The organism is Pseudomonas sp. S150 (genome assembly GCF_004526365.1).
Lineage (GTDB): Bacteria > Pseudomonadota > Gammaproteobacteria > Pseudomonadales > Pseudomonadaceae > Aquipseudomonas > Aquipseudomonas putida_A.
The window spans coordinates 5870013-5896814 of record NZ_CP038207.1; the positions used below are offsets into that span (position 1 = coordinate 5870013).

Genomic DNA, 26802 nt, shown 5'->3' on the forward strand with positions numbered 1-26802 from the left:
GAGCCAGCCTGCTGGCGAAAGCGCTGTGTCAGGCAACGGATGGGTTGCCAGAAAGGACGCCTTCGCGAGCAAGCCCGCTCCCACATTATTGACCTGTCACCGGGACAGGCCAGGCATTACAGAACGTCCAGCAGCTCGACGTCGAATACCAGAACGCTGTGCGGCGGGATGCTGCCAACGCCTTGAGCGCCGTAAGCCAGTTCGCTCGGCACGTACAAGCGCCATTTGCTGCCGGCATTCATCAGTTGCAGGGCTTCGGTCCAGCCGGCGATCACGCCGCCAACCGGGAATTCTGCTGGCTGGCCACGATCGTAGGAGCTGTCGAACACAGTGCCGTCGATCAGCATGCCGTGGTAGTGAGTACGCACGGTGTCTTCACGGGATGGCTTGGCGCCTTCGCCCTGGGTCAGCACTTCGAATTGCAGACCGGAAGCCAGAGTAGTGATGCCTTCTTTCTTGGCGTTTTCAGCCAGGAAAGCACGGCCTTCACCGGCGGCGGCTTCAGCCTTGGCAGCGGCTTCGGCTTGCATGATCTCGCGGATCACTTTGAAGCTGGCGGACATGGCTTCCTGATCGACACGGCTTGGCTTGCCGGCGAATGCGTCGGTCAGGCCGGCCAGGATGGCGTCCAGGCTGACACCCGGTGGCGGGTTGTCGCGCAGCTGGTCACCCAGCTGACGGCCAATACCGTAGCTGACGCGGGTTTCGTCGGTGGACAGATTTACTTCGGACATGACACTGCTCCGCTGTGCGGACGGCCATCAGACTTGCCGTGCGTGCACAGCGCGTCCCGGCGCGCCCGGAACCAAAAGGGCGAGCAGACTAGCACAGATGCCCGGCGATGGGGCGCAACGCCTACAGGGCCGAGCGCCAGGCCAGCGGCACTTTCAGGCTTTCCTCGTCACTGACGCCCAGGCCGCACATTTCATCGTGCACCGAGGTGTGTACGAGGTTGAACGGCAGCACCGGAAAGTTATGCAAAAGATCCCGTGCATGCTCCACCGAACGCAGCTGCAGCATCTCGCCCTTGAGATCACTCAGCGGGTACGCCGCCCCGTGCATCCGCGCCTCGAGCAGATAAATCCCGCCCTCCATGGAGATCAGGTTCAGCTCATCGACCTTTCTGGCGATGGCAAACGCATTCAACTCTTGCAGGTTCATGAACGCACCTCGTGCGGTGGCGAGCCAGGACCCTTACAGGGATATGCCCGCGCGCGCCAAAGCACAAGCCACAAACGACACCGCCCGTCTGTTTCGCAACAGACGGGCGGTGTTTTTGCAGCGATCAAACAATGATCAGTGCTTGGTGAGCTTGTCCAGGTAACCCATCGCGAACGCCGAAATCACGAAGGTCATGTGGATGATCACGTACCACATCAGGTGCTCGGGATCGACGTTCTTGGCATCCATGAAGATCCGCAGCAGGTGGATCGAGGAAATCGCCACGATCGACGCCGCCACTTTCATCTTCAGCGACGAGGAATCCATGGTGCCCAGCCAGCTGAGCTTCTCTTTGCCTTCGTCGATGTTCAGCTCGGACACGAAGTTCTCGTAGCCGGAAATCATCACCATCACCAGCAGGCCGCCCACCAGCGCCATGTCGATCAGCGACAGCAGCACCAGGATCAGATCCGATTCGGCCATGGAAAACACGTTGGGAATGACATGAAACACTTCCTGGAAGAATTTCAATGCCAGCGCCAGCAGCCCGAGGGACAGCCCGATATAGATCGGCGCCAGCAGCCAGCGCGTGGCGTACATTGCATTTTCGATAAAGCGTTCCATTGACTCTCACACAATAAGGATTGAAATCGGCGGCGAGTATACCAGCCGCCCGTGACCGCCAGAAACCGCCCGGCTCGCACCTCCCATCACCGCAACCTGCGTGTGTGTGTGAATTTTTTTCTGCTACTGTCCAAACCATTGACCGCCTAGCGAAAGTGGACAGGACGACTGGAAATGCATGTGCGATTACCGTTGACGACTGCCGGAGTTTGCCTCGTTCTGCTGCTGGGTGGCTGCTCACCCGGCGATGAGAAAAAGCCCTCGGTCAGCCTCGACGCGAGGACGACAACCTTCGAACACTCACTGGACGCCATTACCGACCCGAAACTCAAGGACGCCGTGACCGAACTCGGTGGTTCGCTGCTGCTGCTCGAACGCGCGCAGCTCAAGCTCGACAGCACCCCGCTGAAAACCGTCTACGGCGAAGACACCCTCGGCATCCTCAAGCACTACCCTTCGCCGCAGGCGCTGGTCGATACCTTTATCAACGGACTGTTCGTGGTGCACAAGGACGCCAGCTCCGATTACCTTACCGACCTGCAACCGGTATTCCCGTTCAACCTGAACATTCCCGGCGGCTTTCTATTCCCGCACGGCGTGGAATGGCAGTCAGTGACCCTGAGCAACAAGCGCGTGATCGCCTATCAGCCGGAGTGGTCGGAAACCGATCCCGGCATTCAGCTGAGCCCGTCCAGCTCCAACGTCAACAACCCCGATGACCTGACCGTGACCTACCCGTTCATCGAAGGGCTGGACGTGGACAAGAAGAGCCAGCCACAACCGGTGAGCCTGCAAGGCAAAGTCGAAGTCATCGCGCCGCGCCGCCTGTTCAGCTTCAACCTGAGCCAGAAGGACGTCGGCCAGACCCGCACCGATGACAACCTCAGCGTCACCCTGTTGAAGCTTGAAAAGAACTACGCCGAAGTCGAATTCAGCAACAGCCTGCCACTGGCCCCTGAGGTCGAGGGTGCGCAGCTCAATCCAGTCATCGTTCAGGCCCGTGACACCAGCGGGCAATACCTGGTGCGCGCCGGCTCAATCAATGAGAGCCCGGCACAAGTCGCCTTCTACGAGAAACAACTGGCGTATCTGCAACAGCAGAAAACCTGGAGCGAGGCGTTGGAAAAACAGCTCGAGGACGAACAGCAGACCTTCGAGCAGCAGCATCCGCGCCGCTACAACAAGGTCTACTTCAACGGCCCCATCGACACCCTCGAAGTCAGCGTGCTGGATTTCTCATCGGCAACCGTGACCCGCAAAACACTGGATCTGCCAGTGCGCACTTTCAGCCAGCACACCACCGAAAAAGCCATCCAACCGCTGGACCCGGCGGTGGTCGTCTATGACGATCTGGCGCCGAACTGGCTCAAGGGCGCGAGCCTCACCGAGGAAGCGTTGAAGGCCGGTATCCGCATCCATCAGTCCGTGGAGGATCCGAGCGCTGCACGCATCGAGTTCTCTCACCGGCGAACCTTCAACGATGAATTGCTCGGTGATGATTTCAGCCTCGGCGAGAGTCCCGTGACGTTCTTCACCGAGAAACGCAGCGGCAAACTCGATGAGCCGATCGAACTGCCGCCCGAGGCGTATCAGGTCGATCCGCTGCAGGCGACCATCACTTACGATTTGAACCTGTTTCCGGAAACCCCGGCGATTGCCGTGGGGTCGATGCCGCTGTTTCTCGCCAGCGTGGAGAAAAAAGCCTACGACGCCAAATCCCTGCCCAAAGGCCTGGAGATCAAGAACAACACGTTGGTGGTGGACCTGAAACTGTTTCCGGCCAACGCCTGGCGATTCTTCGTCAAGGACGACAGCGGCAACTACCTGAAACAGATTCTCTCGGTCAGTCACGACGCGAGTGCGGATGGCCCGGCGCTGTTCGGCGTGCATTACTTCTATGGTCGTCCAACGCACGTGGAGACCTATCAGCGGACCGAGCTCAATACCGTGCAATACGGCTTTGAGGTCAAACTCGACAAGGCGCAGCAGTCCGACACCGCGCCATGATTGCGCCTAGTGGTCGAACACGCCGACCGTACGCCCACGCCCGCCATTGATCTGGCGCAACTGTGCCTGCAGGTGCAGGCTCCAGATCTGCGGATCGTCGGCCAGCTCGTAGCCGTGCATCGTCAGGCTTTCCACAATAGTGTCGAGAATCGACTCGGCGGCGACCGGCCCGTGAAACGGGCCCTGGGCCTTGATGGCGGAGGGTTGTTCGCCGGCCATGCCGGCAGCGAAGAGCAAGGTCCACATGCCGTTATCGCCGGCCAGCGGTTTGATGGCGCATTCGATGCGGGTCACAAGACCCAGGCACTGACGGGTGAGGCAGAGGTTGCGCGACATGGCGGCGACCCTCGGTAAAGCCTGTATTCAGCCTTCACGCGAAGGCTGTTTCGATCCAGTGATACTGTCGATGTCCTTGAGCAGAGAATAGAAGAAAAGTCCGCCGCGCAAGCTGGATAGAACCAGAAGGCGCCGAATGGTCATTGTGTGAATTCTGACGCCAGAGTAGTGGCACTTTTCCCGATGATCACCGCAAAATCCAATTTGAAAACAACTGTGGGAGGGGGCTTGCTCCCGAAGGCGGTGTCTCAATCAACTAATGTGTCGATTGGTACACCGCCTTCGGGAGCAAGCCCCCTCCCACAGTTTTTACCGCGTTTGCGGTCAGGCTGGTTTGGCTTCGGCTAGTGCCTCCTGCGCCAGTTCCTTTTCCGCCTCTTTGAGGTCGTCTTCACTGATCATCTCGGCAATCACCCGCAGACGCTCGACCACGCGCGCGTTGACGCTGCCCTCGGGGAACTGACCGTCAGCATCCGGCTCACCGGCCGGCTCGCCGACCAACAGGCTCAGCGCTTCGTCAGCCTGACGCACCGCGTACACGTGGAACTGCCCGGCGCGCACCGCCGCCAGCACCTTCTCGTCGAGCATCAGCGTGGCGACGTTGGCCTGCGGAATGATCGCGCCCTGCTCGCCGGTCAGCCCGCGGGCTTCGCAGAGGCGGAAAAAGCCTTCGATCTTTTCGTTGACCCCGCCGACTGCCTGCACTTCGCCGAACTGGTTGATCGAACCGGTGATCGCAAAGCACTGCTTGAGCGGGGTTTTCGACAGCGCCGAAATCAGCGTGCAAGCCTCGCCCAGCGATGCGCTGTCGCCATCAACGTAACCGTAGGATTGCTCCAGCGCGATGCTCGCGGAGATCGCCAGCGGGAATTCCTGAGCGTAACGGCTGCCCAGGTACCCGGTAAGGATCATCACGCCCTTGGAGTGGATCGGTTGCCCAAGGTTGACCTCGCGCTCGATGTCGACGATACCGCTGCCGCCCGGGTACACCGTGGCGGAAATCCGCGCCGGTACACCGAACGCCGAATCACCGACTTCCAGCACAGTCAGCCCGTTGCACTTGCCGACCGCGGCGCCGTCGGTGTCAATCAGGATGATCCCGGCGAGCATGTCGTCGAGAATCCGCGCCGAGACCCGACCGGTGCGAGTGGCCTTGGCTTTCAGCGCCCGCTCGATGTGCCCGGCATCGGTCATTTCATCACCGGCCAGATGACGAATGAAATCCGCTTCACTGACCAGTTGGAACAGATCGCCGATCCGCGCCGACAAACGCCCCTGATGCTCGGCCAGCCGTGCGCTGTAGGTCGCCAGACGCGCCACCGCATCGGCGGTCAGCGGCGCCATGCCTTCCTCCGAAGTACGGGTTTTCAGCAACTGGGCAAATTGCTCCAGACTTTCGTCGACCATCGGGATGTCTTCGTCGAAGTCGACCAACACGCGGAACATCTCCTGGAAGTCCGGATCCAGGTCCTGCAGCGTGTAATACAACTGCCGCGCGCCGATGATGATGACTTTGACCTGCAACGGAATGTGTTGCGGGTTGAGGGTCACCGTGGCGAAACGGCCCATCTCGCCCAGCGGCGATTCCATTTTCAGCTTGCGCGATTGCAGGGCGCGTTTCAGCGCGTCCCACACGAACGGCTCGCTGAGCATTTTTTCCGCTTCAAGAATCAAAAAACCGCCATTGGCCCGATGCAAAGCACCTGGACGCAACTGCCGGTAAGTGGTGTAAAGCGCGCCCTGATCGGTGGTGTACTCGATGCGCCCGAACAGGTTTTCGTAAGTCGGGTGCGGCTCGAACACTACCGGCGCCCCGCCGCTGGCCGGATGACCGACCACCAGGCTCGGCGCGTATTGCTCTTCCAGCAGCTTGCGCGCCACGGCGTCGGTCTTGCTGTCGTCGACCAGTTGCTCGACCACGGTTTTCAGCAAGTACACCTGCATCGCTTGCAGGTAACCGCAGACCGCAGCGTTCTCCGCGTACTTCTCGGACAACGGCGAGAGCAACGGCTGCAAGGCCAGGGTGATGGTTTCTTCGTTGAGCTGACGCAACTGATTGTTCGACTCGCGCTTCCACTGCGGCAGGCTGGCGAGTTCTTCGTTCAGACGCTCTTCGAGGCCGGAGATGTCTTCGTGAAACCGTTCGCGCTCGGCTTCCGGCAATTGGGCGAATTCCGCTTCATCCAGCGCCTTGCCTTCAAGCATCGGCGTGAAGGCGATATTGCTGCTGTCGCGATACAGGGCGACGTCCTTCTCCAGCGCCAGCCGTTCGATGATATCGAGGGCCTTGTCGTAGCGCTGGTTGAAGGCGCGGTCGATGGCACTTTTCTTCTGCTGGTAGGACGGGTGTTCGAACACGGCCGGAAAGGTTGCCAGCAGGTTATCGATCAGGCCGTTGATGTCACCGATGAACGAAGCCGCAGTGCCAGAAGGCAATTCCAGCGCGCGGGGCTCGCGCGGCTCATCGAAATTATTGACGTAGACCCAGTCCGCCGGGGTCTGCAGGCGCTTGCCTTCGGCCTTCAGGTAGCGCTTGACGAACGAGAAGCGGCCAGTGCCGGGCTCGCCCATGACAAAGACGTTGTAACCGGGGCGTGGCATCGCCACACCGAACTGCAAGGCTTCGACCGCACGTTCCTGGCCGAGCACACCGCGAAAGGGCTCCAGATCATTGGTGGTAGTGAAGCTGAACTGTTCAGCGGAAAACGGACGAGTCAGCGCTTCGGGCGCTATACGCAGGCTGGCAGCAACAGGATCAGGCATCGGGCTTCCTTAACAATCAGGCGGGGCGGATAGCGGCATTCTGGCGCTGCCCGTGCCCCACTGGCAAGGCGCGCTACACGACAAAGCATAGTCAACCGGGCCACCCCGCCCCGTCCCCCGTGAATCCGGGGTTATCGCCAAATCTTTTGTAAAAAATCACGGAACCCCCGGAACGTGCCTAAACTCCAAACTGCGCGGCTGGAACTAATACCGGCCCACTGGCGCTTCAAGGGTCTGTTATCACGGAGCCTGGGGGCCAGAACCCTGTCCATTGGTATGCACACAAAGAGAACAAAGCTATGAAACGGATTCTTCTCGGTACTCTCTTCACCGCTGTTTCCATCAACGCCATGGCGCAAGCCCCGGGTGGCCCGGATTGCGGTTGGGGCAACATGCTGTTCGAAGGTCAGCGTGGCACCCCGGCACACTTCCTGGCATCCACCACTAACGGCACCTCCGGTAACGCTACGTTCGGTATGACTTCCGGCACCAACGGTTGCTCGACCAACGCGTCGCTGACCTACGGCGGTAAATCCTGGTTCGCCATGAATGGCATGATGAACGAGCTGTCCGAAGACATGGCCAAGGGCAACGGCGAAGCGCTGACGACCTACGCCGTGGTACTGGGCGTGGCGCCGGAAGACCGTGCGCACTTCGCTGCTGTCACTCACGAGCACTTCCAGCAGATCTTCAGCAAAGCTGACGTGACCGCAGAAGACGTGCATACCAACACCCTGGCCGTGCTGAAGTCGGACCCACGTCTGGCCAAGTACGCAACTCAGGCTTAAGCTCGACCCCACCCGCTTCTTTCGGGAAGCGGGTTTTGTTTTGAGTGCAATCACTCGAATGTGACGCTGAACCTGTGGTGAGGGGATTTATCCCCGATCGGCTGCGGAGCAGTCGTGAAACCATTCAATTCGGTGTATCTGATACACCGAGTTTTGCAGGTATGAGGGCCGCTTCGCAGCCCATCGGGGATAAATCCCCTCGCCACAGGGGAGTGATCGCAGCCCGATCCGGGTTTTATTTTCTTTCGACTTAAGTTGCCACTTATGCTCAAACGCCTTGCCTGGCTGGCGCTCTGTGTCTGCGCCCCGCTGTCCGCCGCGCCTCACGTCGACCCTCAACGTTTGCAGCAACTGGCCAACGACCGCTTCTGGATTTCCCTCGGTCATTACGAAACCGCCAAACTCGGTGGCTGGCGCAGCTATGTCAGCGACAGGAAATTCTTTCTCGCGCCCGATGGCAACGAACACCCCGACCATGAACTGGCCGCCACCGTGCAGGCGCTGTACGCCCCGGCCAGTCTCGGCGAGCAACACGCGCAATGCGTCTATCCGGCGCGTACGCGCTGGCTGAAAGCGCAACTCAACCTCAGCGACCTGCCCTCCCCCGATTGCGCCGAATTCAGGAAGTGGTTCAAGGACGTCTCGCCGCACAGTGCGGTGATGATCTTCCCGGCGGCCTACCTCAACAGCCCGTCGTCGATGTTCGGCCACACCCTGCTGCGCATCGACCAGGCTGACGTGCAAAGCGACAAGACTTCGCTGCTGAGTTACGCGATCAATTTCGGCGCCTACATCGAAGGCTCGGACAACAGCATTCTCTACGCCTGGAAAGGCTTGATGGGTGGCTACCCGGGGCTGTTCGCACTGGTGCCGTACCAGGAAAAACTCTCCGAGTACCGCAGCCTGGAAAACCGCGATCTGTGGGAATACCGGCTGAACCTGACGCAAGCAGAAACCGCGCGCATGGTCGAGCATGTGTGGGAGCTGAAGCAGATCCAGTTCGACTATTTCTTCTTCGACGAAAACTGCTCCTATCGCCTGCTCGAACTGCTGCAAGTGGCACGTCCGAGCCTGCGCCTGACCGAGCAATTCCCGCTGACCGCCATCCCTACCGATACGGTCAAAGCGGTGAAAGAAGCCGGGCTGGTGGAAAGCATCGAATATCGCCCGTCCCGCGAGCGTGAACTGCTCAGCCGCGCCGAGCCGTTGAATAAGGAAGAACAGCAATGGGTGCTGAAGGTCAGCGCCGATCAACAGGTGTTGCAGGAGCCGACCTTCAAGGCCCTGCCCCGGGATCGTCAGGCGCTGATCATCGATGCCGCCTATCGTCTGGAGCGTTACCGCGCCAACGGGCAGGAACGTGATGCGCAACGTGCACAGCGCAGCTTCGAACTGCTGCGGGCGATCAACAAGAACCCGGCGCCGGAATTGCAGATTCCACAACCGGGCCTGCCCGAAGACGGCCACGAATCACGCACCTGGCAGGCCGGCATCGGCACCCGCGGTGATCGTGCGTTCGGTGAATACGGTTTGCGCATGGCTTATCACGATCTCAATGACAACGCCGAAAGCTTCCCCCTTGGCGCGCAGATCGAAATCCTGCAGATGAAGCTGCGTCAATACGAAGGCAACCAGTGGCAGTTCCAGCAACTGGACCTGGCGACCATCCGCTCGCTGACCCCGCGCAATGAACTGCTGCAGCCTCTGTCGTGGCAAGTCACCGGTGGCCTTGAGCGGGTGCCGGGCAAGCATGATGACGAGACGCTGGTCAGCCACGTCAACGGTGGTGGTGGCGGTACCTGGGCGTTAGGTGATGACGTATTGGGTTTTGCCCTCGGCACCGTGCGCGTTGAACACAACAATGACTTCGCCGAGTTCGTCTCCCCGGCCGGCGGTTTCAATACCGGCGTGTTGTGGAAAAACCCGTTGGGCAATCTCAGCCTGGAAGCCAAGGGCGATTACTTCTTCAATGGTGAAGTGCGCCGCAGCCTGAGCCTGAACCAGCAGTGGGAATTGTCGCGCAACCTCGGTTTGCGCCTGAGTGCGCAGCGTGAGTTCAGTCATGTGGCGACACCGGAAACCGAAGTGATGCTTGAGGTGAAGTGGTACCACTACTGATCTGAAGCCCAATCCATAACCCCTGTGGGAGCGGGCTTGCTCGCGAAGGCGTCGTGTCAGGCGATTCAAATCTCGACTGACCCAGCGCTTTCGCGAGCAAGCCCGCTCCCACAGGGTTCTCCGGTATTCAACGAATTACTTACATGTCTTTCACCAACGCCCGACGAATCCGCTTCTAGACTTTCCCTATCAGCCGAGAATCGGCGCGGGAGAGTGCGATGTGGCGGTGTGTGAGGTTGTTGGGTGTTTTGCTGTTGCTCGGGGGTTGCCAGACCACCCACGAAGACTTGATCGCCAAAGGTTATCCACCGGCCTTCGCCGACGGTTTTGACGATGGCTGCGTCAGTGGCCGGCAAGCCGCCGGCTCGATCAGTGGCGAGTTTCGCAAGAACGTGCCGCGCTATCTCAAGGACAAGCAATACGCCGAAGGCTGGACCGACGGCTTCCGCCAGTGCCAGGCAATGCTGGAAAACAAGGATCGCGAAGAGTATCGCAACGAGCACTGGGACGAACGCGAGCGCGCCTGGCAGCAGCAGAAAGATCAGGACGCCGGGCGGGCTTATCGCTCGCAATAGGTCGTTTCCAGACATCCAGTGAAACCAAATGCCGGCGACCATGGCCCAAACTCTTTGCAGAGGAGGACAGCATGAGTCGCGCTTTCGTCAACGAAGACAACGCCGCCGCGCAAGCCGATCAGCCCGTCGAACGGCAGGTCAGTGCGCAGCCCAATTACGTCACCCCGCAGGGATTGGTGCAGTTGCAGGCCAAGGTCGCCGGACTGCAAGCCTTGCACGCCGAACAATCGGCCAAGGGCGAACAGGCCGACAAGCAACGGCTGGCTGATCTGCAACGGGATCTGCGCTACTTCAACCAACGCCTCGCCAGCGCACAGGTCGCTGCCCCCGCGATCTCTACCGACAAGGTGCAGATTGGCAGTTGGGTGACCTACGCCGACGAACACGACACCGAAAGTCGGGTGCAACTGGTCGGCGAAGATCAGGCCGACGCCAGCCAGGGCCTGATCAACTGGGCTTCGCCGCTGGGCCGGGCGCTGCTCGGCGCCCGGCTCAATGACGAAGTGCTGTGGCAGCGCCCCGCTGGCGATCAGCTGATTGAAGTGATTCGCATCGAACCGGCTTAAACCACACCCTGCGCGAGCATCGCATCGGCGACTTTGACGAAGCCGGCGATGTTCGCGCCTTTGACGTAGTTGATCCGTCCATTCTCTTCGCCGTAATGCACGCAGGCATGGTGGATCGACTGCATGATCGCGTGCAGCTTGCTGTCCACCTCACCCGCCGTCCACAGCAGGCGCATGGCGTTCTGCGACATCTCCAGCCCACTGACCGCGACCCCGCCGGCGTTCGACGCCTTGCCCGGGGCGAACAGAATGCCGGCCTCGATGAAGATATCCACGGCCTCAAGCGTGGTCGGCATGTTCGCGCCCTCGGCGACGCACACGCAGCCATTTCGCAGCAGCGTACGAGCAGATTCGGCGTCGAGTTCGTTCTGCGTGGCGCATGGCAGCGCAATGTCACACGGCAGCGACCAGGGCAACTGACCGGCACGGAATTCCAGACCGAACGCCGTGGCCAATTCGCTGATGCGTCCGCGTTTGACGTTTTTCAGTTCCAGCAACGCCTGCCACTGTTCCTCGCTCAGGCCCGATTCGCAGTACAGCGTGCCTTCGGAGTCGGACAGCGAAATTACCTTGCCGCCCAGGTCCATGACCTTGCGCGCCGCGTACTGCGCGACGTTGCCGGAACCAGAGATCGCCACGCGCTTGCCTTCGACGGTCTGCCCGCGGCGCTTGAGCATCTCCTCGGCGAAGTACACGCAACCGAAACCGGTGGCTTCCGGGCGAATCAGGCTGCCGCCATAGGTCATGCCTTTACCGGTCAACACGCTGGTGAACTGGTTGCTCAGGCGTTTGTACTGGCCAAACAGGAAACCGATCTCCCGCGCACCGACACCGATGTCGCCAGCCGGTACGTCAACGTCCGCGCCGATGTGGCGGTACAGCTCGCTCATGAACGCCTGGCAGAAACGCATGACTTCGGCGTCGCTCTTGCCCTTAGGATCGAAGTCCGAACCGCCCTTGCCGCCACCCATGGGCAATGAGGTCAGGGAGTTCTTGAAGGTCTGTTCGAAGGCGAGAAACTTCAGCACGCCCAGGTTCACCGAAGGATGGAAGCGCAAGCCGCCCTTGTACGGGCCGATTGCGCTGTTCATCTGAATGCGGAAACCGCGATTGACCTGGACCTTGCCCTGATCGTCGACCCACGACACGCGGAACACCACTGCGCGCTCCGGCTCGCAGATGCGCTCCAGAATGCCCGAGGTCAGGTAACGCGGATTGGCTTCGAGAAACGGCCACAGACTGCGCAGGACTTCTTCGACGGCCTGGTGGAATTCGGGTTGATCCGGGTCGCGTTTTTTCAGGCGGGCGAGGAAGGATTCGACGGATTCGATCATGGGAAAAGTCTCGGCAAATTTATTGTCGTTGGAAGCGATTGAGCCGGACTGTAACAAACGATTTGCGCACAGGAACAGCGCAAAATGTCGCAGTTATGAAATTAAATGGTGCACAGGATATAAATAAGGCGGTTTTTTGAGCTGATTCTGCACCTGAATGGGGAGGTCAAATTGAAGTAATGCACCAACAGTTACATCGATATCGCGAGCAGGCTCACTCCTACAGGAGACCGCATTCCAATTGTAGGAGTGAGCCTGCTCGCGATGGCCACGACTCGGAATCACTGAAAAAAACTCAAAAAAAACGGAGCCCGAAGGCTCCGCTTTTTCATGCAACCAACCCGAATCAGGCCAGTTTCTTGTGGCGTACCCGGTGTGGCTGGGCCGCCGCTTCTCCAAGACGCTTTTTGCGGTCGGCTTCGTACTCGGTGTAGTTGCCTTCGAAGAACACCGCTTGCGAGTCGTCTTCGTACGCCAGGATGTGAGTCGCGACGCGGTCCAGGAACCAGCGATCGTGAGAGATCACAATGGCGGCGCCCGGGAAGTCCAGCAGGGCTTCTTCCAGGGAACGCAGGGTTTCAACGTCGAGGTCGTTGGACGGTTCGTCGAGCAGCAGGACGTTGCCGCCCTCCTTCAGGGTCAGCGCCAGGTGCAGACGACCGCGCTCACCACCGGACAGGTCCTTGACGAACTTCTGCTGGTCGCCGCCCTTGAAGTTGAAGCGACCGACATAAGTGCGCGATGGAATCTCGTAGTTGCCGATGCGGATCTGGTCGGAACCGTCGGAGATCTGCTGGAACACGGTCTTGCTGCCGTCGAGGTCTTCGCGGCTCTGGTCAACGCAGGCCAGTTGCACGGTTTCGCCGACTTCGATGGTGCCGGAATCCGGAGTTTCCTTGCCCATCAGCATGCGGAACAGGGTCGACTTACCGGCACCGTTACCACCGATCACGCCAACGATGGCGCCCTTCGGCATGGAGAACGACAGGTTGTCGATCAGGACGCGATCGCCGTAGCCCTTGGTGACGTTCTTGAACTCGATGACCTTGTCGCCCAGACGCGGACCGGCCGGGATGTAGATCTCGTTGGTTTCCGAACGCTTCTGGAATTCCTGCGACTGCATTTCTTCGAAGCGTTGCAGACGAGCCTTGGATTTCGACTGACGGGCTTTCGCGCCTTTGCGCACCCACTCCAGTTCTTCCTTCATGGCTTTTTCGTGAGCCGACTGCTGCTTGGATTCGGCCGCCAGACGATCGGACTTGGCTTCGAGCCAACCCGAGTAGTTGCCCTCGTAAGGAATGCCCGCGCCGCGGTCGAGTTCCAGAATCCAGCCGGCAACGTTGTCGAGGAAGTAACGGTCGTGCGTGATCGCGACCACGGTGCCCGGGAAGTCGTGCAGGAAGTGCTCCAGCCACGCTACCGAATCAGCGTCCAAGTGGTTGGTCGGTTCGTCGAGCAGCAGCATGTCCGGGGCGGACAGCAGCAGACGGCACAGGGCCACACGACGTTTTTCACCACCGGACAGGTGTTCGACCTTGGCGTCCCAGGCCGGCAGACGCAGGGCGTCGGCGGCGACTTCCAGTTGACGCTCCAGGTTATGACCATCGCTGGCCTGCAGGATCGCTTCGAGCTTGGCCTGTTCGGCTGCCAGCTTGTCGAAGTCGGCGTCCGGATCGGCGTAAGCGGCGTAGACCTCGTCCAGACGCGCTTGCGCATCCTTGATCACGCTGACCGCTTCCTCGACCACTTCACGCACGGTCTTGGTCGGATCAAGTTGTGGCTCTTGCGGCAGATAACCGATGTTCAGGTCCGGCATCGGACGGGCTTCGCCCTCGAACTCGGTATCGACGCCGGCCATGATTTTCAGCAGCGTGGATTTACCCGAACCGTTGAGGCCGAGTACGCCGATCTTGGCGCCGGGGAAGAACGACAGCGAAATGTTTTTCAGGATTTCCCGCTTCGGCGGAACAACTTTGCCCAGCCGATGCATGGTGAAGACGTATTGAGCCATGGAGAACCTTGGGTCAGTGACAGATGAATGATTGGAGCGCAGGCGATGCCCGGCCAGACCGATGCGCGTCGTTCACTAGACCACTTGATGGCCATCAATGCGTGCGCGCGGAAAAAAGTCTGATTCTAGGAGCTGGAACGCTCCCGCGTAACCGGCAAAGCTACCTGAATGACCGGTGGCAGTCCAGCCGAGTGGGGCTGGCACTTCGCCACAACTCAAGGCATGCTAGCCGCCCTTCGGGCGTCCGGCTTATAGTGCACGTCGCGCCAGTCCAGCCAAACCGCAGGATTTCAGCTTGTCCAACGTTACCCCGCCAGCTTCTGTGAGCGCGTCCAATCCGGGGACCGGCTCGCCCCTGCGCGGAACATTGAAGGGGGCATTGGCGACGCTGGTACTTTTGCTGCTGGCCCTGCTGTTCTGGCAACTGCTCGATCAATTGCGCGAGACCCAGAAAAACCAGCGCCAGTACACCATCGACTACACCGCCGACCTCGCCTCGCAGGTCAGCCTGAACATGTCGCTGAATGCGCAAATCGCCCTCAACCTGCTACCGATCGTCGAACAACCGCAGTCGTCCGACGAACAGCAGGCGCTGCTGCGCAAGCTCCAGCAATCGCTGCCGGACCTGCGCAGCCTGGCCCTGCTCAGCCCGTCCGGGAAAATCCTCAACGACAGCGCCAGCGACAGCCACGACGCCGATTACCTCGCTGAACTGGTGCGCCGCAGCCGCGCCCAGGCGCATTACTTCAGTAACGCCGACGACGGCTCGGTGGTGCATCTGTTGTTGCATCAGGCCAGCGGCAGCACGCGCGGCTACTGGGTATTGCGCCTGACCCCGACCTTCTTCGACTCGCTGACCAAGCTGGGCGAAACCGGCATCCGCCCGTTGTGGCTGGTGGAAAACCGTCTCAACCATCAGATCATCAGCCGCGACGAAGCGCTATCCTCCGCCCGGCCCGGGGTGCTGAGCCCGGACGACATGGCCAACACCGTGCTCACCGTACCGCTGAGCAGCAGCGACTGGCAGTTGCGCGGGCTGTTCGATCGTCAGCGCGTGCTCGAAGAACTGCTGCCGGCGTTCATCGGCAAATGCCTGCTGGGCCTGGCGTTCTCGATGTTGCCGGTGATCGCGCTGCTGAACATGCGTCGCCGCCAGCGCCAGTTGCATGAAGGCCGCCGGCGCTATCAGGACATCTTCGAAGGCACTGGCGTTGCGTTGTGCGTGCTCGACCTGTCCGGCCTCAAGCAGGTGTTCGACAAAGCACAGATCCAGACCAGCGACCAGCTCAAGGCCTGGCTCGACCAACCGGCCCAGCGCCAGCAACTGCTGCAGGAACTGCGCGTCACCGAGGTCAATCAGGTGGCGCTGCAACTGCTCAATGTCAATTCCTGCGAGCACGCCTGGCAGTTGCTGATCGACGGCCATCCGCACAGCAAGTGCGCCATCGGCAACCAGGTGCTCGACGCAGTTTTGCAGCAACAGAATCAACTGGAACTGGAAATCAGACTACCGGACATCAACGGCCGCGATCAGCACCTGTGGATGGTCCTGCGCCTGCCTGAGGAGCTGCACGACTATAAAGCGGTGATTCTGAGCATCAACGACATCACCAGCCGCAAGCTGATCGAACTGTCGCTGCTGGAGCGCGAAGGCTTCTGGTCGGACGTGGTGCGCACCGTGCCGGATCATCTGTATGTGCAGGACGTGATCAGCCAGCGGATGATTTTCAGCAACCACCACCTCGGCCAGACCCTCGGTTACAACCGCTCCGAGCTGCATCAGATGGGCGAGTATTTCTGGGAGATCCTGCTGCACCCGGAAGACGCCGACTATTACCACCGCTCGCGGCAGATGCAGCGGCACGCCGGGTACAGCCAGCTGTTGCAGTGCCAATTGCGCTTCCGCCATCGCGACGGCAAGTGGCGGCGCTTCGATATTCGTGAGCAGGCGCTGGCCCGTGACAAACATGATCAGGTCACGCGGATCATCGGCGTGGCCAAGGACATCACCGAGCAGATCGAGGCCAGCGAATCGCTGCGCGACAGCGAGCAGCGCTACCGCATGCTCGCCGAAAGCATCAGCGATGTGATTTTCTCCACCGACAGCAAGCTGTCGTTGAACTACGTCAGCCCGTCGGTGCAGGCGGTGCTGGGTTACGACGCCGAGTGGATCTTCCAGAATGGCTGGCAATCGACGATCGCCAACCCGCAGCAGCTATCCGGCATCTACACCTTGATGGATCGGGTCAGCAAAGCGCTCGACAAGCCTGAGCAACTCGCGCAACTGCGAAGCCAGGTACAGACGCAGATGTTCCTGTTCGACTGCCTGCGCGCCGACGGCCGCAAGATCCCGATCGAGCTGCGTCTGGTGCTGGTGTGGGACGAACACGGCGCGTTCGAAGGCGTGCTCGGCGTCGGTCGCGACATCAGCCAGCAGCGCCGCGCCGAGAAAGACTTGCGCATGGCCGCCACCGTATTCGAGCACTCGACCTCGGCGATCCTGATCACCGACCCGGCCGGTTACATCGTGCAGGCCAACGAAGCCTTCAGCCGGGTCAGCGGTTACGCGGTGTCGGAGGTGCTCGATCAGTTGCCGAACATGCTCACCGTCGACGAGCAACAGGACGCGCACCTGCGCTACGTGCTCAAGCAATTGCATCAGCACAGCACGTGGGAAGGCGAAGTCTGGCTCAAGCGCCGTAACGGCGAGCATTACCCGGCGTGGGTCGGCATCACGGCGGTACTCGACGATGAAGGCGATCTGGCTAGTTACGTGTGCTTCTTCAGCGACATCAGCGAGCGCAAGGCCAGCGAACAACGCATCCATCGTCTCGCTTACTACGACGCCCTGACCCACCTGCCGAACCGCACGCTGTTCCAGGATCGTCTGCATACCGCGCTGCAATCGGCCGAACGGCAGAAGTCGTGGGTGGTGCTGATGTTCCTCGACCTCGACCGCTTCAAACCGATCAACGACTCCCTCGGCCACGCGGCTGGCGACCGCATGTTGAAAGACATGGCCACGCGGTTGCTGGCCTGCGTCGACGATGACGACACCGTGGCGCGCATGGGCGGTGACGAGTTCACCTTGCTCCTGCAACACCGCTCCAGCCGCGAAATGGCGCTGAACCGAGCGATTCATGTGGCCGAGCAGATTCTCGCCAGCCTGGTGCGTCCATTTGTGCTGGAAGGTCGCGAGTTCTTCGTCACCGCCAGTATCGGCATCGCCCTGAGCCCGCAGGACGGCAACGAACTCAGCCAGTTGATGAAGAACGCCGACACCGCGATGTACCACGCCAAGGAGCGCGGCAAGAACAACTTCCAGTTCTATCAGGCCGACATGAACGCCAGTGCACTGGAACGTCTGGAGCTGGAAAGCGACCTGCGTCATGCGCTGGAGCAGAACGAATTTGTCCTGTACTACCAGCCGCAATTCAGCGGCGACGGCAAACGCCTGACTGGCGCCGAAGCGCTGCTGCGTTGGCGTCATCCGCGTCGCGGGCTGGTGCCGCCGGGGGATTTCATTCCGGTGCTGGAAGAGCTGGGTCTGGTGGTCGACGTTGGCGACTGGGTGATCAGCGAGGCCTGCCGTCAGCTCAAGACCTGGCACCAGAACCGCGTGCGCGTGCCGAAGGTCTCGGTGAACATTTCGGCGCGGCAGTTCTCCGATGGCCAGCTCGGTACGCGCATCGCGACGATTCTGCGGGAAACCGGGCTGCCGCCGGCGTGTCTGGAGCTGGAACTGACCGAAAGTATCCTGATGCGCGAAGTCAGCGAGGCGATGCAGATTCTGGCCGGGCTGAAAAACCTGGGCCTGAGCATTGCGGTCGACGACTTCGGCACCGGTTATTCGTCGCTGAACTACCTCAAGCAATTCCCGATCGACGTGCTGAAGATCGACCGCACTTTCGTCGACGGCCTGCCGTCAGGCGAACAGGATGCGCAGATCGCTCGCGCAATCATCGCCATGGCCCACAGCCTCAATCTGGCGGTAATCGCCGAGGGCGTGGAAACCCATGAGCAACTGGACTTCCTGCGCGAGCACGGCTGCGATGAGGTTCAGGGCTACCTGTTCGGACGACCGATGCCGGCGAGCCGTTTTGAAGCGCAGTTCAGCAATGATGCGCTATTCATGTTCGACTGATTTTTTGCGGCACCGCCAATGACGCCTTCGCGAGCAAGCCCGCTCCCACATTGGAATGCCCATCCCTGTGGGAGCGGGCTTGCTCGCGAAAGGGCCGGTACAGACGCCGGAAAAATCTGCGGTGCAGCCATCCCCAGCAGGCTGGCTGCCACAGGGACTTGCCGTGGATCAGTATTCTCCGGTTGAAACGCGGCCATTGTGGAGCCAGCAAAAGCACCGCACATCTGGCATGAACGCCACTTGTCTGCGACATGATGTCGTTTCATATGCCATCCAAAACCCATTGGGTTAGAATGCCCCCCTTTTCTGCCCCCGATCCTTGAGGACCGCCATGTTCAGCCGTGATTTGACTATTGCCAAGTACGACGCCGATCTCTTTGCCGCCATGGAGCAAGAAGCTCAGCGCCAGGAAGAGCACATTGAGCTGATCGCTTCGGAAAACTACACCAGCCCTGCGGTGATGGAAGCTCAAGGCTCGGTACTGACCAACAAATACGCCGAAGGCTACCCGGGCAAGCGCTACTACGGTGGTTGCGAGTACGTCGACGTTGTTGAACAACTGGCCATCGACCGTGCCAAAGAGCTGTTCGGCGCCGATTACGCCAACGTTCAGCCGCACGCCGGTTCGCAAGCCAACGCCGCTGTTTACCTGGCCCTGCTGCAAGGTGGCGACACCATCCTGGGCATGAGCCTGGCCCACGGTGGTCACCTGACTCACGGTGCCAGCGTTTCCTCCTCCGGAAAGCTGTACAACGCCGTGCAGTACGGCATCGACGCCAACGGCCTGATCGACTACGACGAAGTCGAGCGTCTGGCGGTTGAGCACAAGCCGAAAATGATCGTGGCCGGTTTCTCTGCCTACTCGCAGATTCTCGACTTCCCACGCTTCCGCGCCATCGCTGACAAAGTCGGTGCCTACCTGTTCGTCGACATGGCTCACGTGGCCGGTCTGGTCGCCGCTGGCGTCTACCCGAACCCGGTGCCATTCGCTGACGTGGTCACCACCACCACCCACAAGACCCTGCGCGGTCCTCGTGGCGGTCTGATCCTGGCGCGCGCCAACGCCGAGATCGAGAAGAAGCTGAACTCCGCAGTATTCCCGGGCGCCCAGGGTGGCCCGCTGGAGCACGTGATCGCCGCTAAAGCGATCTGCTTCAAGGAAGCGCTGCAGCCTGAGTTCAAGGCTTACCAGGAACAAGTGGTGAAGAACGCCCAAGCCATGGCCGAAGTGTTCATCGAGCGCGGTTTCGACGTGGTGTCCGGCGGGACCAAGAACCACCTGTTCCTGCTGTCGCTGATCAAGCAGGACATCTCCGGTAAAGACGCCGACGCCGCTCTGGGCAAAGCGTTCATCACCGTGAACAAGAACTCCGTGCCAAACGATCCACGCTCGCCATTCGTCACCTCCGGCCTGCGCTTCGGCACCCCGGCTGTGACCACTCGCGGCTTCAAGGAAGCAGAGTGCAAAGAGCTGGCCGGCTGGATCTGCGACATCCTGGCTGACCTGAACAACGAAGCGGTGATCGACGCCGTTCGTGAGAAAGTCAAAGCCATCTGCAAGAAACTGCCGGTGTACGGCGCGTAATAGCGACGTTAAATCCGCAGCATGAAAAACCGGCCAAGTGATTGGCCGGTTTTTTTGTGCCTACATTTTTTCAAACGCCTGAACCGCTCAAGAATGGGACTCACCGCACAACTGGTCAGACCGGTCATGCCAATTCGTCAATTTTCACTTGCGATCCGCAAAAATCCGCGCCTAGACTGCACCCGCACTGGACATACCGGTAAGACCACAATAATTAAGTTCTGAATCTGATGCGCCCAAAGGCGCACGGCAGCCAGGACACCGACCAGGATTCCTCCCATGCTCAGATGGTGCTCGCGTTCAATCTTCCTCCAAGTGGTTCTCGGACTGGTGCTCGGCATCGTCTGCGGGCTGACCCTTCCCGAATATTCCGCTCAGCTCAAACCACTGGGTGACGGCTTCATCAAACTGATCAAGATGCTTATCGGCCTGATCGTGTTCTGCGTGGTGGTCAGCGGCATCAGCGGCGCAGGTGATCTGAAGAAGGTCGGGCGCATCGGCCTCAAGTCGGTGATCTACTTTGAAGTGCTGACCACCATCGCGCTGGTGATCGGTCTGGTATTCGCCTTCAGCACCGGCATCGGCAGTGGCGCGAATATCCATCTGGAGCAGTTGTCCGCCGCCGACATGGGCGACATCGCCGAACGCGGCCAGCATATGCACACCACCACGCAGTTCCTGATGGACCTGATTCCGACCTCGGTGCTCGGAGCCTTCGCCGACAACAACATCCTGCAGGTACTGCTGTTCTCGGTGCTGTTCGGCAGCGCGCTGAATCTGGTGGGCGAAGCGGCTTCCGGGATCTCACGGCTGATCAACGAGCTGAGCCATGTGATCTTCCGGATCATGGGCATGATCGTACGCCTGGCGCCGATCGGCGTGTTCGGCGCCATCGCCTTCACCACCAGCAAGTACGGCCTCGATTCGCTGCAACATCTGGGCAGTCTGGTCGGCCTGTTCTACCTGACCTGCATGGCGTTCGTCAGTGTGATCCTCGGCGTGGTAATGCGCGCCTCGGGCCTGCGTCTGTGGCCCCTGCTCAAGTACCTGCGCGAAGAATTGCTGATCGTCATGGGCACCGCTTCTTCCGACGCCGTGCTGCCACAGATCATGCGCAAACTTGAACACCTGGGGATTGGCAGCTCGACAGTCGGGCTGGTGATTCCCACCGGCTATTCGTTCAACCTCGACGGTTTCTCGATCTACCTGACCCTGGCCATCGTGTTCATCGCCAACGCCACCGGCACGCCACTGGCGATGACCGATCTGCTGACGATTCTGCTGGTGTCGCTGATCACTTCCAAGGGCGCCCACGGCATTCCCGGCTCGGCGCTGGTGATTCTGGCGGCGACGCTGACGGCGATCCCGGCGATTCCGGTCGTGGGTCTGGTGCTGGTACTGGCGGTGGACTGGTTCATGGGCATCGGCCGGGCACTGACCAACCTGATCGGCAACTGCGTCGCCACCGTGGCCATCGCCCGTTGGGAAAAGGACATCGATGTGCAACGCGCAAACAAAGTACTCAGCGGTCAGCAGGGCTACACCTTTCAACCGCGTAAAAGCGGAACTCCGGCGCACCAGCAAGAGTTCTGATTTTCAACCCCGCAGGAGCTGCCGCAGGCTGCGATCTTTTGATCCTGTTTGCGGCAGCCCCAACGGGCTCACGGAGCAAGACAAGTGATCACCACATCAACCGTCGTCAACTCAGTCGTAGAAAAACTGCGCGCCGCCCTCGCCCGTGGTCAGTGGCGCTCCGGCGACATGCTGCCGGGCCAGCGCGAACTGGCCGAACAACTGGGCATCAGCCGCCCAAGCCTGCGCGAAGCGGTGATCGTCCTGGAAACCCTTGGCCTGGTGCGTTCGATGCCGGGCAAAGGCGTGGTGGTGCTCGACGCCCAACTCAGCGACAGCCAGAGCCACGACAGCGCGGTGGCCGGCGCCAGCCTCGAAGACGTGCTGCAACTGCGCTACACCCTAGAGCCGTTCATCGTCGGTCTGGTCGCGCAGTCGATCAGCAGCAAGGAAGTCGGGCAATTGCGTCTGACCCTGATGGACATGCGCGAAGCCCTTGAAGCCGGTGACAGTGAAGCCGGGGTCAGCGCCTACATCGCCTTCCACGAGGAGCTGTTCACCCTGACCTCGAACCCGATCTTCCAGAGTGTGGTGCAGCAAACGAGCAATGCCCTCAAGCAAAGCGCCGAAGTGCTGCGCAATTCGCCTGAGCATCTGGCCGAACGCCTGGAAGAAAACGAAGCGGTGGTGCGCGCAATCCGCAGCAAGAACAGCGCTCAGGCCAGCGCCGAAATGCGTCGGCACATTCTGCGCGAAGGCCAACGGATGGGCGTTGAATTGAACATTCCGGATGACAACCTCAGCCACTGATTGATTCACACTGGAGACCGGCCATGAACAGCCTTGCCACGTCGCCGCACACTCGTCAGATGTCGGCCCCCCTGCCCTTCTCCCGCCTGCAGGCGCCGGCAGATGATCTATACCCGCGGCTGTTCGACGCGATTCTGGACCGGCGAATCGACCCGGCCAGCCGCTTCACCGAAGACAGTCTCAAGCAGATGTTTGGCGTCAGCCGCGCCGATGTGCGCCGGGTGCTGACGCAGTTGTCCCATGAGCAGGTGATTGTGCTGCGCGCCAACCATCGGCCACGGGTGGCCGCACCGGATGCCGAGCAGACCCGGCAAACCCTGCACGCCCGGCGCCTGACCGAAGCGACGCTGGTGCGTCTGGCTTGTCAGAATGCCTCAGCGGAGGGTTTGAAACGCTTGCGCACGCTGGTCGAACGCGAACGTCTGGCCGTGGCTCAGGAACGGCGTGCGGCGGCGATTCGTTTGTCCGGCGAGTTTCATCTGCAGTTGGCACGGATGGCGGGGAATGCACCGTTGGCGCATTTTCTTGGCAGTCTGGTGCCGTTGACGTCGCTGGCGATTGCGCGGTGTGATGGATCGACGCCCGGTTGCTGCGCGTGGCAGGAGCATCTGGCGATTGTCGAGGCGGTCGCGTCTGGGGATATGTCCATGGCTGAGCGACTGATGAATCAACACCTGGATCATCTTGAGCAGACCTTGCTGGGTACAGCCCTTGAGCATCGTGTCGCCGGTTAGATCGCCTTCGCGAGCAAGCCCGCTCCCACAGTGAATTGCATTCCTCCTGACAGAATGCGGCCTACTGTGGGAGCGGGCTTGCTCGCGAAGGTGTCAGCCCTGGCGCCGAGAAACCATCAGGCAGAAGTCACTCTGGCAAACCCGGCCCGAATCTTCTCTTCCGGCAAATCATCGGCAATAAACACAATCACACTTTCCCGCGCCTCACCCTCGGCCCACTCGGTGTCCCAGTCGAATCCGTAAAGTTTCAGTACGCCCTGAAACACCAGCCGCCGATCCTCGCCAGCGATGTTCAACACGCCCTTGTAGCGCAACAACTGCTTGCCATGTTCTTCCAGCAGCTCATTCATGAACTCGCTGAGCTGATCGATATCCAGCGGCTGGTCTGTGCGCAGCACCAGGCTGGAGATACGGTCGATGGAAGGCGCCTTGCTCACCGGACGCAGGCTCACCCCGCCATCGAGGTCGGCATTGAGATTGAAGCCACGCACGTCGAGCAGTTCGGCCAGATCGATGTTGCCATGCTCGACCACGCGGATCGGCGCGCGACGATTGATCCGCGTCAGGCGTTCGCCCAGCGCGGTGAACGTGGCCTCATCCACCAGATCGGTCTTGCTCACCAGCAAGCGGTCGGCGAAACCGATCTGCGCCTGAGCAATGGTCTGGGTCAGGTGCTGGTCGGCATGGGCGGCATCCACGAGGGTGATGATGCCGTCGAGCAGATAACGCTCGCGCAGTTCCTCATCGATGAAAAAGGTCTGCGCCACCGGGGCCGGGTCGGCCAGACCGGTGCACTCGATCACCAAGCGATCGAAGGCGATTTCGCCGTTGTCCAGGCGTTCGAGCAGCAGGTACAAGGCCTTGGTCAGGTCAGTGTGGATGGTGCAGCAGACGCAGCCGTTGGCCAGGGTCATGACTTGCACCGGTTCGTCGCCGAGCAACTGGGTGTCGATGCCGGCGTCGCTGAATTCGTTCTCGATCACGGCGATCTTCAGGCCATGCTCGGCTTTGAGCAGATGGCGCAACAAGGTGGTCTTGCCGGCACCGAGGAAACCGCTGAGTACCGTTACGGGTATGGGAGAAGACAAAACACGATCTCCTTAAAGAAACACAAAACAAATGTGGGAGCGGGCTTGCTCGCGAAAGCGGTGTGTCAGTCACCACACGTATCAACTGACACTCCGTATTCGCGAGCAAGCCCGCTCCCACCGGGGGATTACCTCAACCGCAGGCTGTCAGCTCAACAGCACTTCGGCCCACCCTTGCCACCGTAACGCGCTTCCTGACGTTCGCGGAAGAACATCTCGTAGCTCATCACCGGTTTGTCCGGGTGTTTGGTTTGCATATGCTCGACGTAGGTGTCGTAGTCGGGCATGCCGACCATCAGGCGTGCGGCCTGACCGAGGTATTTACCGAGGCGACTCAGGTCATTGAACATCGTGCAATCCTCTGGTTACGCGTCCGGCAGGGCCTGGAATGGCGATTCTTTATCCGTACGCTCTTTCTTGCCCCAGGCGGCGATGCCGACCTTGAGCGCATAGAACAGGATGCTGAAGACCACGAACAGGAACAGCGCAGTGAGCGTTGCGTTGGTGTAGGCGTTGAAGATCACGTGCTGCATCTGCTCGATGCTCTTGGCCGGGGCAATGACTTGGCCGGCGGCCAGGGCATCGCTGTACTTCTTGGCCAGCGACAGGAAGCCGATCGCCGGGTTGGCGTCGAACAGCTTGATGAAGCCTGCGGTGGTGGTGCAGATCAGCAGCCAGGCGGCTGGCAGCAGGGTGACCCAGATGTAGCGCTGACGCTTCATCTTGATCAGGACCACAGTGCCGAGCATCAGCGCGATACCGGCCAGCATCTGGTTGGAGATACCGAACAGTGGCCACAGGGTGTTGATGCCGCCCAGTGGATCGATGACGCCCTGATACAGCAACCAGCCCCACATCGCCACACAACCGGCGGTGGCGATCAGGTTGGCGGTCCACGATTCGGTACGCTTGAGCGCCGGAACGAAGGAGCCGAGCAGGTCCTGCAGCATGAAGCGCCCGGCACGGGTGCCGGCGTCCACAGCGGTCAGGATGAACAGCGCTTCGAACAGGATCGCGAAGTGGTACCAGAACGCCATGGTGTTTTCACCGGGCAGGACACTGTGCAGGATCTGCGCGATACCGACCGCCAGGGTCGGCGCACCGCCGGCACGAGCCAGGATGGTGGTTTCGCCAATGTCATGCGCCACAGCTTGCAGTGCCTCCGGCGTGATCGCGAAGCCCCAACTGCTGACCATCTGCGCCACCGATGCCACGTCACCACCGACCACCGCGGCCGGGCTGTTCATGGCGAAGTACACGCCCGGCTCGATCACCGAAGCGGCAACCATCGCCATGATCGCTACAAACGATTCCATCAGCATGCCGCCGTAACCGATGTAACGGGCGTTGGTTTCGTTATCCAGCAGCTTCGGCGTGGTGCCCGACGAGATCAGCGCGTGGAAACCCGATACCGCACCGCAAGCGATGGTGATGAACAGGAACGGGAACAGACCGCCCTTCCACACCGGCCCGGTGCCGTCGACGAACTGGGTCAGCGCCGGCATTTTCAGCTCGGGCATGGTTACCAGAATGCCGATCGCCAGTGCGATGATGGTGCCGATCTTGAGGAACGTCGACAGGTAGTCGCGCGGCGCCAGAATCAGCCACACCGGCAACACGGCGGCAACGAAGCCGTAACCGATCAGCATCCAGGTGATTTGCACACCGGTGAAGCTGAAGGCCTTGGCCCACACCGGATCAGCGGCAATCTGCCCACCGAGCCAGATGGAACCGAGCAGCAGCAACACGCCGATGACCGAGATCTCGCCGATGCGGCCCGGGCGGATGTAGCGCATGTAGATGCCCATGAACATCGCGATCGGGATGGTCGCCATCACGGTGAAGATGCCCCATGGGCTCTCCGCCAGTGCCTTGACCACGATCAGCGCCAGCACCGCGAGGATGATGATCATGATCAGGAAGCAGCCGAACAGGGCGATGGTGCCGGGGATGCGGCCCATTTCTTCACGCACCATGTCGCCCAGGGAACGGCCGTTGCGCCGGGTCGACATGAACAGGACCATGAAGTCCTGCACCGCGCCCGCCAGCACCACCCCGGCAATCAGCCACAGCGTGCCGGGCAGATAACCCATCTGCGCCGCCAGTACCGGGCCGACCAGCGGGCCTGCGCCGGCAATGGCCGCGAAGTGGTGACCGAACAGAATGTGTTTGTTGGTCGGCACGTAGTCCAGACCGTCGTTGTTGAGCACGGCGGGGGTGGCCCGACGCGGATCCAGTTGCATCACATTGTTGGCGATGAACAGGCTGTAGTAACGGTACGCAACCAGATAAATGGCCACTGCCGCGACCACGATCCACAAGGCGTTGATCGCCTCTCCTCGGCGCAATGCCACTACGCCCAGGGCGCACGCTCCTACGATTGCCAGCACTAGCCAGGGTAAGTGGCGTAGCAGGCTATTATTATTTTTCATTTTATTATTCCAGCCAGGGTGGACAAGAAAGACAGCCACCCCGAGTTTAGCGCTTACGGCGCCAAAGGCCATACCCCGACGTTGGTCTAGACGGCTCGTTGATTGGCAGCCACCCGCAAGTCGGGTCTATAGTCAGCGAACTCTCCCGAGGATT

20 protein-coding genes are annotated in these 26802 nt (G+C 60.5%); 10 read left to right on the top strand and 10 right to left on the bottom strand.

Annotated elements, in window-relative coordinates; translation table 11 throughout:
- Positions 1–116: 116 nt before the first annotated feature.
- The 3 genes from E3Z29_RS27275 to E3Z29_RS27285 form a co-directional block, all read right to left on the bottom strand.
- A complete protein-coding gene (locus E3Z29_RS27275) occupies positions 117–734 on the bottom strand; it encodes an FKBP-type peptidyl-prolyl cis-trans isomerase (protein WP_003228367.1) in 618 nt (205 codons plus the stop codon).
- 121 nt (positions 735–855) lie between these two features.
- Entirely contained in the window at positions 856–1161 is a 306-nt protein-coding gene (locus E3Z29_RS27280) for a DUF6482 family protein (RefSeq protein ID WP_096795239.1), read from the bottom strand.
- Between the two features lie 135 nt (positions 1162–1296).
- Positions 1297–1785 (bottom strand): TIGR00645 family protein, encoded by a 489-nt coding sequence (locus tag E3Z29_RS27285; RefSeq protein ID WP_007963798.1) that lies wholly within the window; start codon positions 1783–1785, stop codon positions 1297–1299.
- 174 nt (positions 1786–1959) lie between these two features.
- On the opposite strand from E3Z29_RS27285, the gene E3Z29_RS27290 reads away from it, so the two are divergent.
- Entirely contained in the window at positions 1960–3792 is a 1833-nt protein-coding gene (locus E3Z29_RS27290; protein ID WP_134787366.1) for a hypothetical protein, read from the top strand.
- Between the two features lie 6 nt (positions 3793–3798).
- Here the strand turns inward: E3Z29_RS27290 and E3Z29_RS27295 are convergent, their stop codons facing one another.
- Together E3Z29_RS27295 and E3Z29_RS27300 are read right to left on the bottom strand one after the other, a co-directional pair.
- Positions 3799–4128, bottom strand: a complete 330-nt coding sequence (locus tag E3Z29_RS27295) for a hypothetical protein (protein WP_007963794.1) — start codon at positions 4126–4128, stop codon at positions 3799–3801.
- Between the two features lie 324 nt (positions 4129–4452).
- Complete coding sequence (locus E3Z29_RS27300; protein WP_027612829.1) at positions 4453–6891, bottom strand: Lon protease family protein; 2439 nt, start codon at positions 6889–6891, stop codon at positions 4453–4455.
- Positions 6892–7190: 299 nt separating this feature from the next.
- On the opposite strand from E3Z29_RS27300, the gene E3Z29_RS27305 reads away from it, so the two are divergent.
- From E3Z29_RS27305 to E3Z29_RS27325, 4 genes are all read left to right on the top strand, one after another.
- Positions 7191–7679 carry a DUF3015 domain-containing protein gene (locus E3Z29_RS27305; protein ID WP_007909797.1) on the top strand — a complete coding sequence of 163 codons (489 nt, stop codon included), beginning with the start codon at positions 7191–7193 and terminating at the stop codon, positions 7677–7679.
- Between the two features lie 264 nt (positions 7680–7943).
- Positions 7944–9797 carry a DUF4105 domain-containing protein gene (locus E3Z29_RS27315; protein WP_134787367.1) on the top strand — a complete coding sequence of 618 codons (1854 nt, stop codon included), beginning with the start codon at positions 7944–7946 and terminating at the stop codon, positions 9795–9797.
- Positions 9798–10015: 218 nt separating this feature from the next.
- Entirely contained in the window at positions 10016–10372 is a 357-nt protein-coding gene (locus E3Z29_RS27320; RefSeq protein ID WP_134787368.1) for a hypothetical protein, read from the top strand.
- Between the two features lie 71 nt (positions 10373–10443).
- Positions 10444–10938: a GreA/GreB family elongation factor gene (locus tag E3Z29_RS27325; protein WP_134787369.1), complete on the top strand. Its 495-nt coding sequence runs from the start codon at positions 10444–10446 to the stop codon at positions 10936–10938.
- Here E3Z29_RS27325 and gdhA read toward each other — a convergent pair.
- Together gdhA and ettA are read right to left on the bottom strand one after the other, a co-directional pair.
- Complete coding sequence (gene gdhA, locus E3Z29_RS27330; RefSeq protein ID WP_134787370.1) at positions 10935–12272, bottom strand: NADP-specific glutamate dehydrogenase; 1338 nt, start codon at positions 12270–12272, stop codon at positions 10935–10937. The genes E3Z29_RS27325 and gdhA overlap by 4 nt on opposite strands.
- A gap of 346 nt (positions 12273–12618) precedes the next feature.
- Positions 12619–14283 carry an energy-dependent translational throttle protein EttA gene (gene ettA / locus E3Z29_RS27335; RefSeq protein WP_003228391.1) on the bottom strand — a complete coding sequence of 555 codons (1665 nt, stop codon included), beginning with the start codon at positions 14281–14283 and terminating at the stop codon, positions 12619–12621.
- A 295-nt stretch (positions 14284–14578) separates the two neighbouring features.
- Here ettA and E3Z29_RS27340 point away from each other — a divergent pair, with 295 nt between their 5' ends.
- The 5 genes from E3Z29_RS27340 to E3Z29_RS27360 all read left to right on the top strand — a co-directional run bounded on the left by E3Z29_RS27340 (position 14579) and on the right by E3Z29_RS27360 (position 23128).
- Positions 14579–18427, top strand: coding sequence for a bifunctional diguanylate cyclase/phosphodiesterase (locus E3Z29_RS27340; RefSeq protein ID WP_134787371.1), 3849 nt, complete (start codon positions 14579–14581; stop codon positions 18425–18427).
- 331 nt (positions 18428–18758) lie between these two features.
- On the top strand, positions 18759–20012 hold the full coding sequence (gene glyA / locus E3Z29_RS27345; protein WP_003228394.1) for a serine hydroxymethyltransferase: 1254 nt from the start codon (positions 18759–18761) through the stop codon (positions 20010–20012).
- A gap of 279 nt (positions 20013–20291) precedes the next feature.
- A complete protein-coding gene (locus E3Z29_RS27350; protein ID WP_097089270.1) occupies positions 20292–21605 on the top strand; it encodes a C4-dicarboxylate transporter DctA in 1314 nt (437 codons plus the stop codon).
- An 84-nt stretch (positions 21606–21689) separates the two neighbouring features.
- On the top strand, positions 21690–22394 hold the full coding sequence (locus tag E3Z29_RS27355) for a FadR/GntR family transcriptional regulator (RefSeq protein WP_027612834.1): 705 nt from the start codon (positions 21690–21692) through the stop codon (positions 22392–22394).
- A 23-nt stretch (positions 22395–22417) separates the two neighbouring features.
- Positions 22418–23128: a GntR family transcriptional regulator gene (locus E3Z29_RS27360; RefSeq protein WP_134787372.1), complete on the top strand. Its 711-nt coding sequence runs from the start codon at positions 22418–22420 to the stop codon at positions 23126–23128.
- 116 nt (positions 23129–23244) lie between these two features.
- Here the strand turns inward: E3Z29_RS27360 and yjiA are convergent, their stop codons facing one another.
- From yjiA to E3Z29_RS27375, 3 genes are all read right to left on the bottom strand, one after another.
- Entirely contained in the window at positions 23245–24216 is a 972-nt protein-coding gene (gene yjiA, locus E3Z29_RS27365; RefSeq protein ID WP_098965713.1) for a GTPase, read from the bottom strand.
- A 152-nt stretch (positions 24217–24368) separates the two neighbouring features.
- Positions 24369–24566 carry a YbdD/YjiX family protein gene (locus tag E3Z29_RS27370; protein ID WP_003228401.1) on the bottom strand — a complete coding sequence of 66 codons (198 nt, stop codon included), beginning with the start codon at positions 24564–24566 and terminating at the stop codon, positions 24369–24371.
- 15 nt (positions 24567–24581) lie between these two features.
- A complete protein-coding gene (locus E3Z29_RS27375; protein ID WP_007963766.1) occupies positions 24582–26648 on the bottom strand; it encodes a carbon starvation CstA family protein in 2067 nt (688 codons plus the stop codon).
- Positions 26649–26802: the final 154 nt, after the last annotated feature.

Coding starts and splice junctions, on each gene's coding strand:
- E3Z29_RS27275 (WP_003228367.1), bottom strand. CDS start 734: ATGTCCGAAGTAAATCTGTCCACCGACGAAACCCGCGTCAGCTACGGT.
- E3Z29_RS27280 (WP_096795239.1), bottom strand. CDS start 1,161: ATGAACCTGCAAGAGTTGAATGCGTTTGCCATCGCCAGAAAGGTCGAT.
- E3Z29_RS27285 (WP_007963798.1), bottom strand. CDS start 1,785: ATGGAACGCTTTATCGAAAATGCAATGTACGCCACGCGCTGGCTGCTG.
- E3Z29_RS27290 (WP_134787366.1), top strand. CDS start 1,960: ATGCATGTGCGATTACCGTTGACGACTGCCGGAGTTTGCCTCGTTCTG.
- E3Z29_RS27295 (WP_007963794.1), bottom strand. CDS start 4,128: ATGTCGCGCAACCTCTGCCTCACCCGTCAGTGCCTGGGTCTTGTGACC.
- E3Z29_RS27300 (WP_027612829.1), bottom strand. CDS start 6,891: ATGCCTGATCCTGTTGCTGCCAGCCTGCGTATAGCGCCCGAAGCGCTG.
- E3Z29_RS27305 (WP_007909797.1), top strand. CDS start 7,191: ATGAAACGGATTCTTCTCGGTACTCTCTTCACCGCTGTTTCCATCAAC.
- E3Z29_RS27315 (WP_134787367.1), top strand. CDS start 7,944: ATGCTCAAACGCCTTGCCTGGCTGGCGCTCTGTGTCTGCGCCCCGCTG.
- E3Z29_RS27320 (WP_134787368.1), top strand. CDS start 10,016: ATGTGGCGGTGTGTGAGGTTGTTGGGTGTTTTGCTGTTGCTCGGGGGT.
- E3Z29_RS27325 (WP_134787369.1), top strand. CDS start 10,444: ATGAGTCGCGCTTTCGTCAACGAAGACAACGCCGCCGCGCAAGCCGAT.
- gdhA (WP_134787370.1), bottom strand. CDS start 12,272: ATGATCGAATCCGTCGAATCCTTCCTCGCCCGCCTGAAAAAACGCGAC.
- ettA (WP_003228391.1), bottom strand. CDS start 14,283: ATGGCTCAATACGTCTTCACCATGCATCGGCTGGGCAAAGTTGTTCCG.
- glyA (WP_003228394.1), top strand. CDS start 18,759: ATGTTCAGCCGTGATTTGACTATTGCCAAGTACGACGCCGATCTCTTT.
- E3Z29_RS27350 (WP_097089270.1), top strand. CDS start 20,292: ATGCTCAGATGGTGCTCGCGTTCAATCTTCCTCCAAGTGGTTCTCGGA.
- E3Z29_RS27360 (WP_134787372.1), top strand. CDS start 22,418: ATGAACAGCCTTGCCACGTCGCCGCACACTCGTCAGATGTCGGCCCCC.
- E3Z29_RS27370 (WP_003228401.1), bottom strand. CDS start 24,566: ATGTTCAATGACCTGAGTCGCCTCGGTAAATACCTCGGTCAGGCCGCA.
- E3Z29_RS27375 (WP_007963766.1), bottom strand. CDS start 26,648: ATGAAAAATAATAATAGCCTGCTACGCCACTTACCCTGGCTAGTGCTG.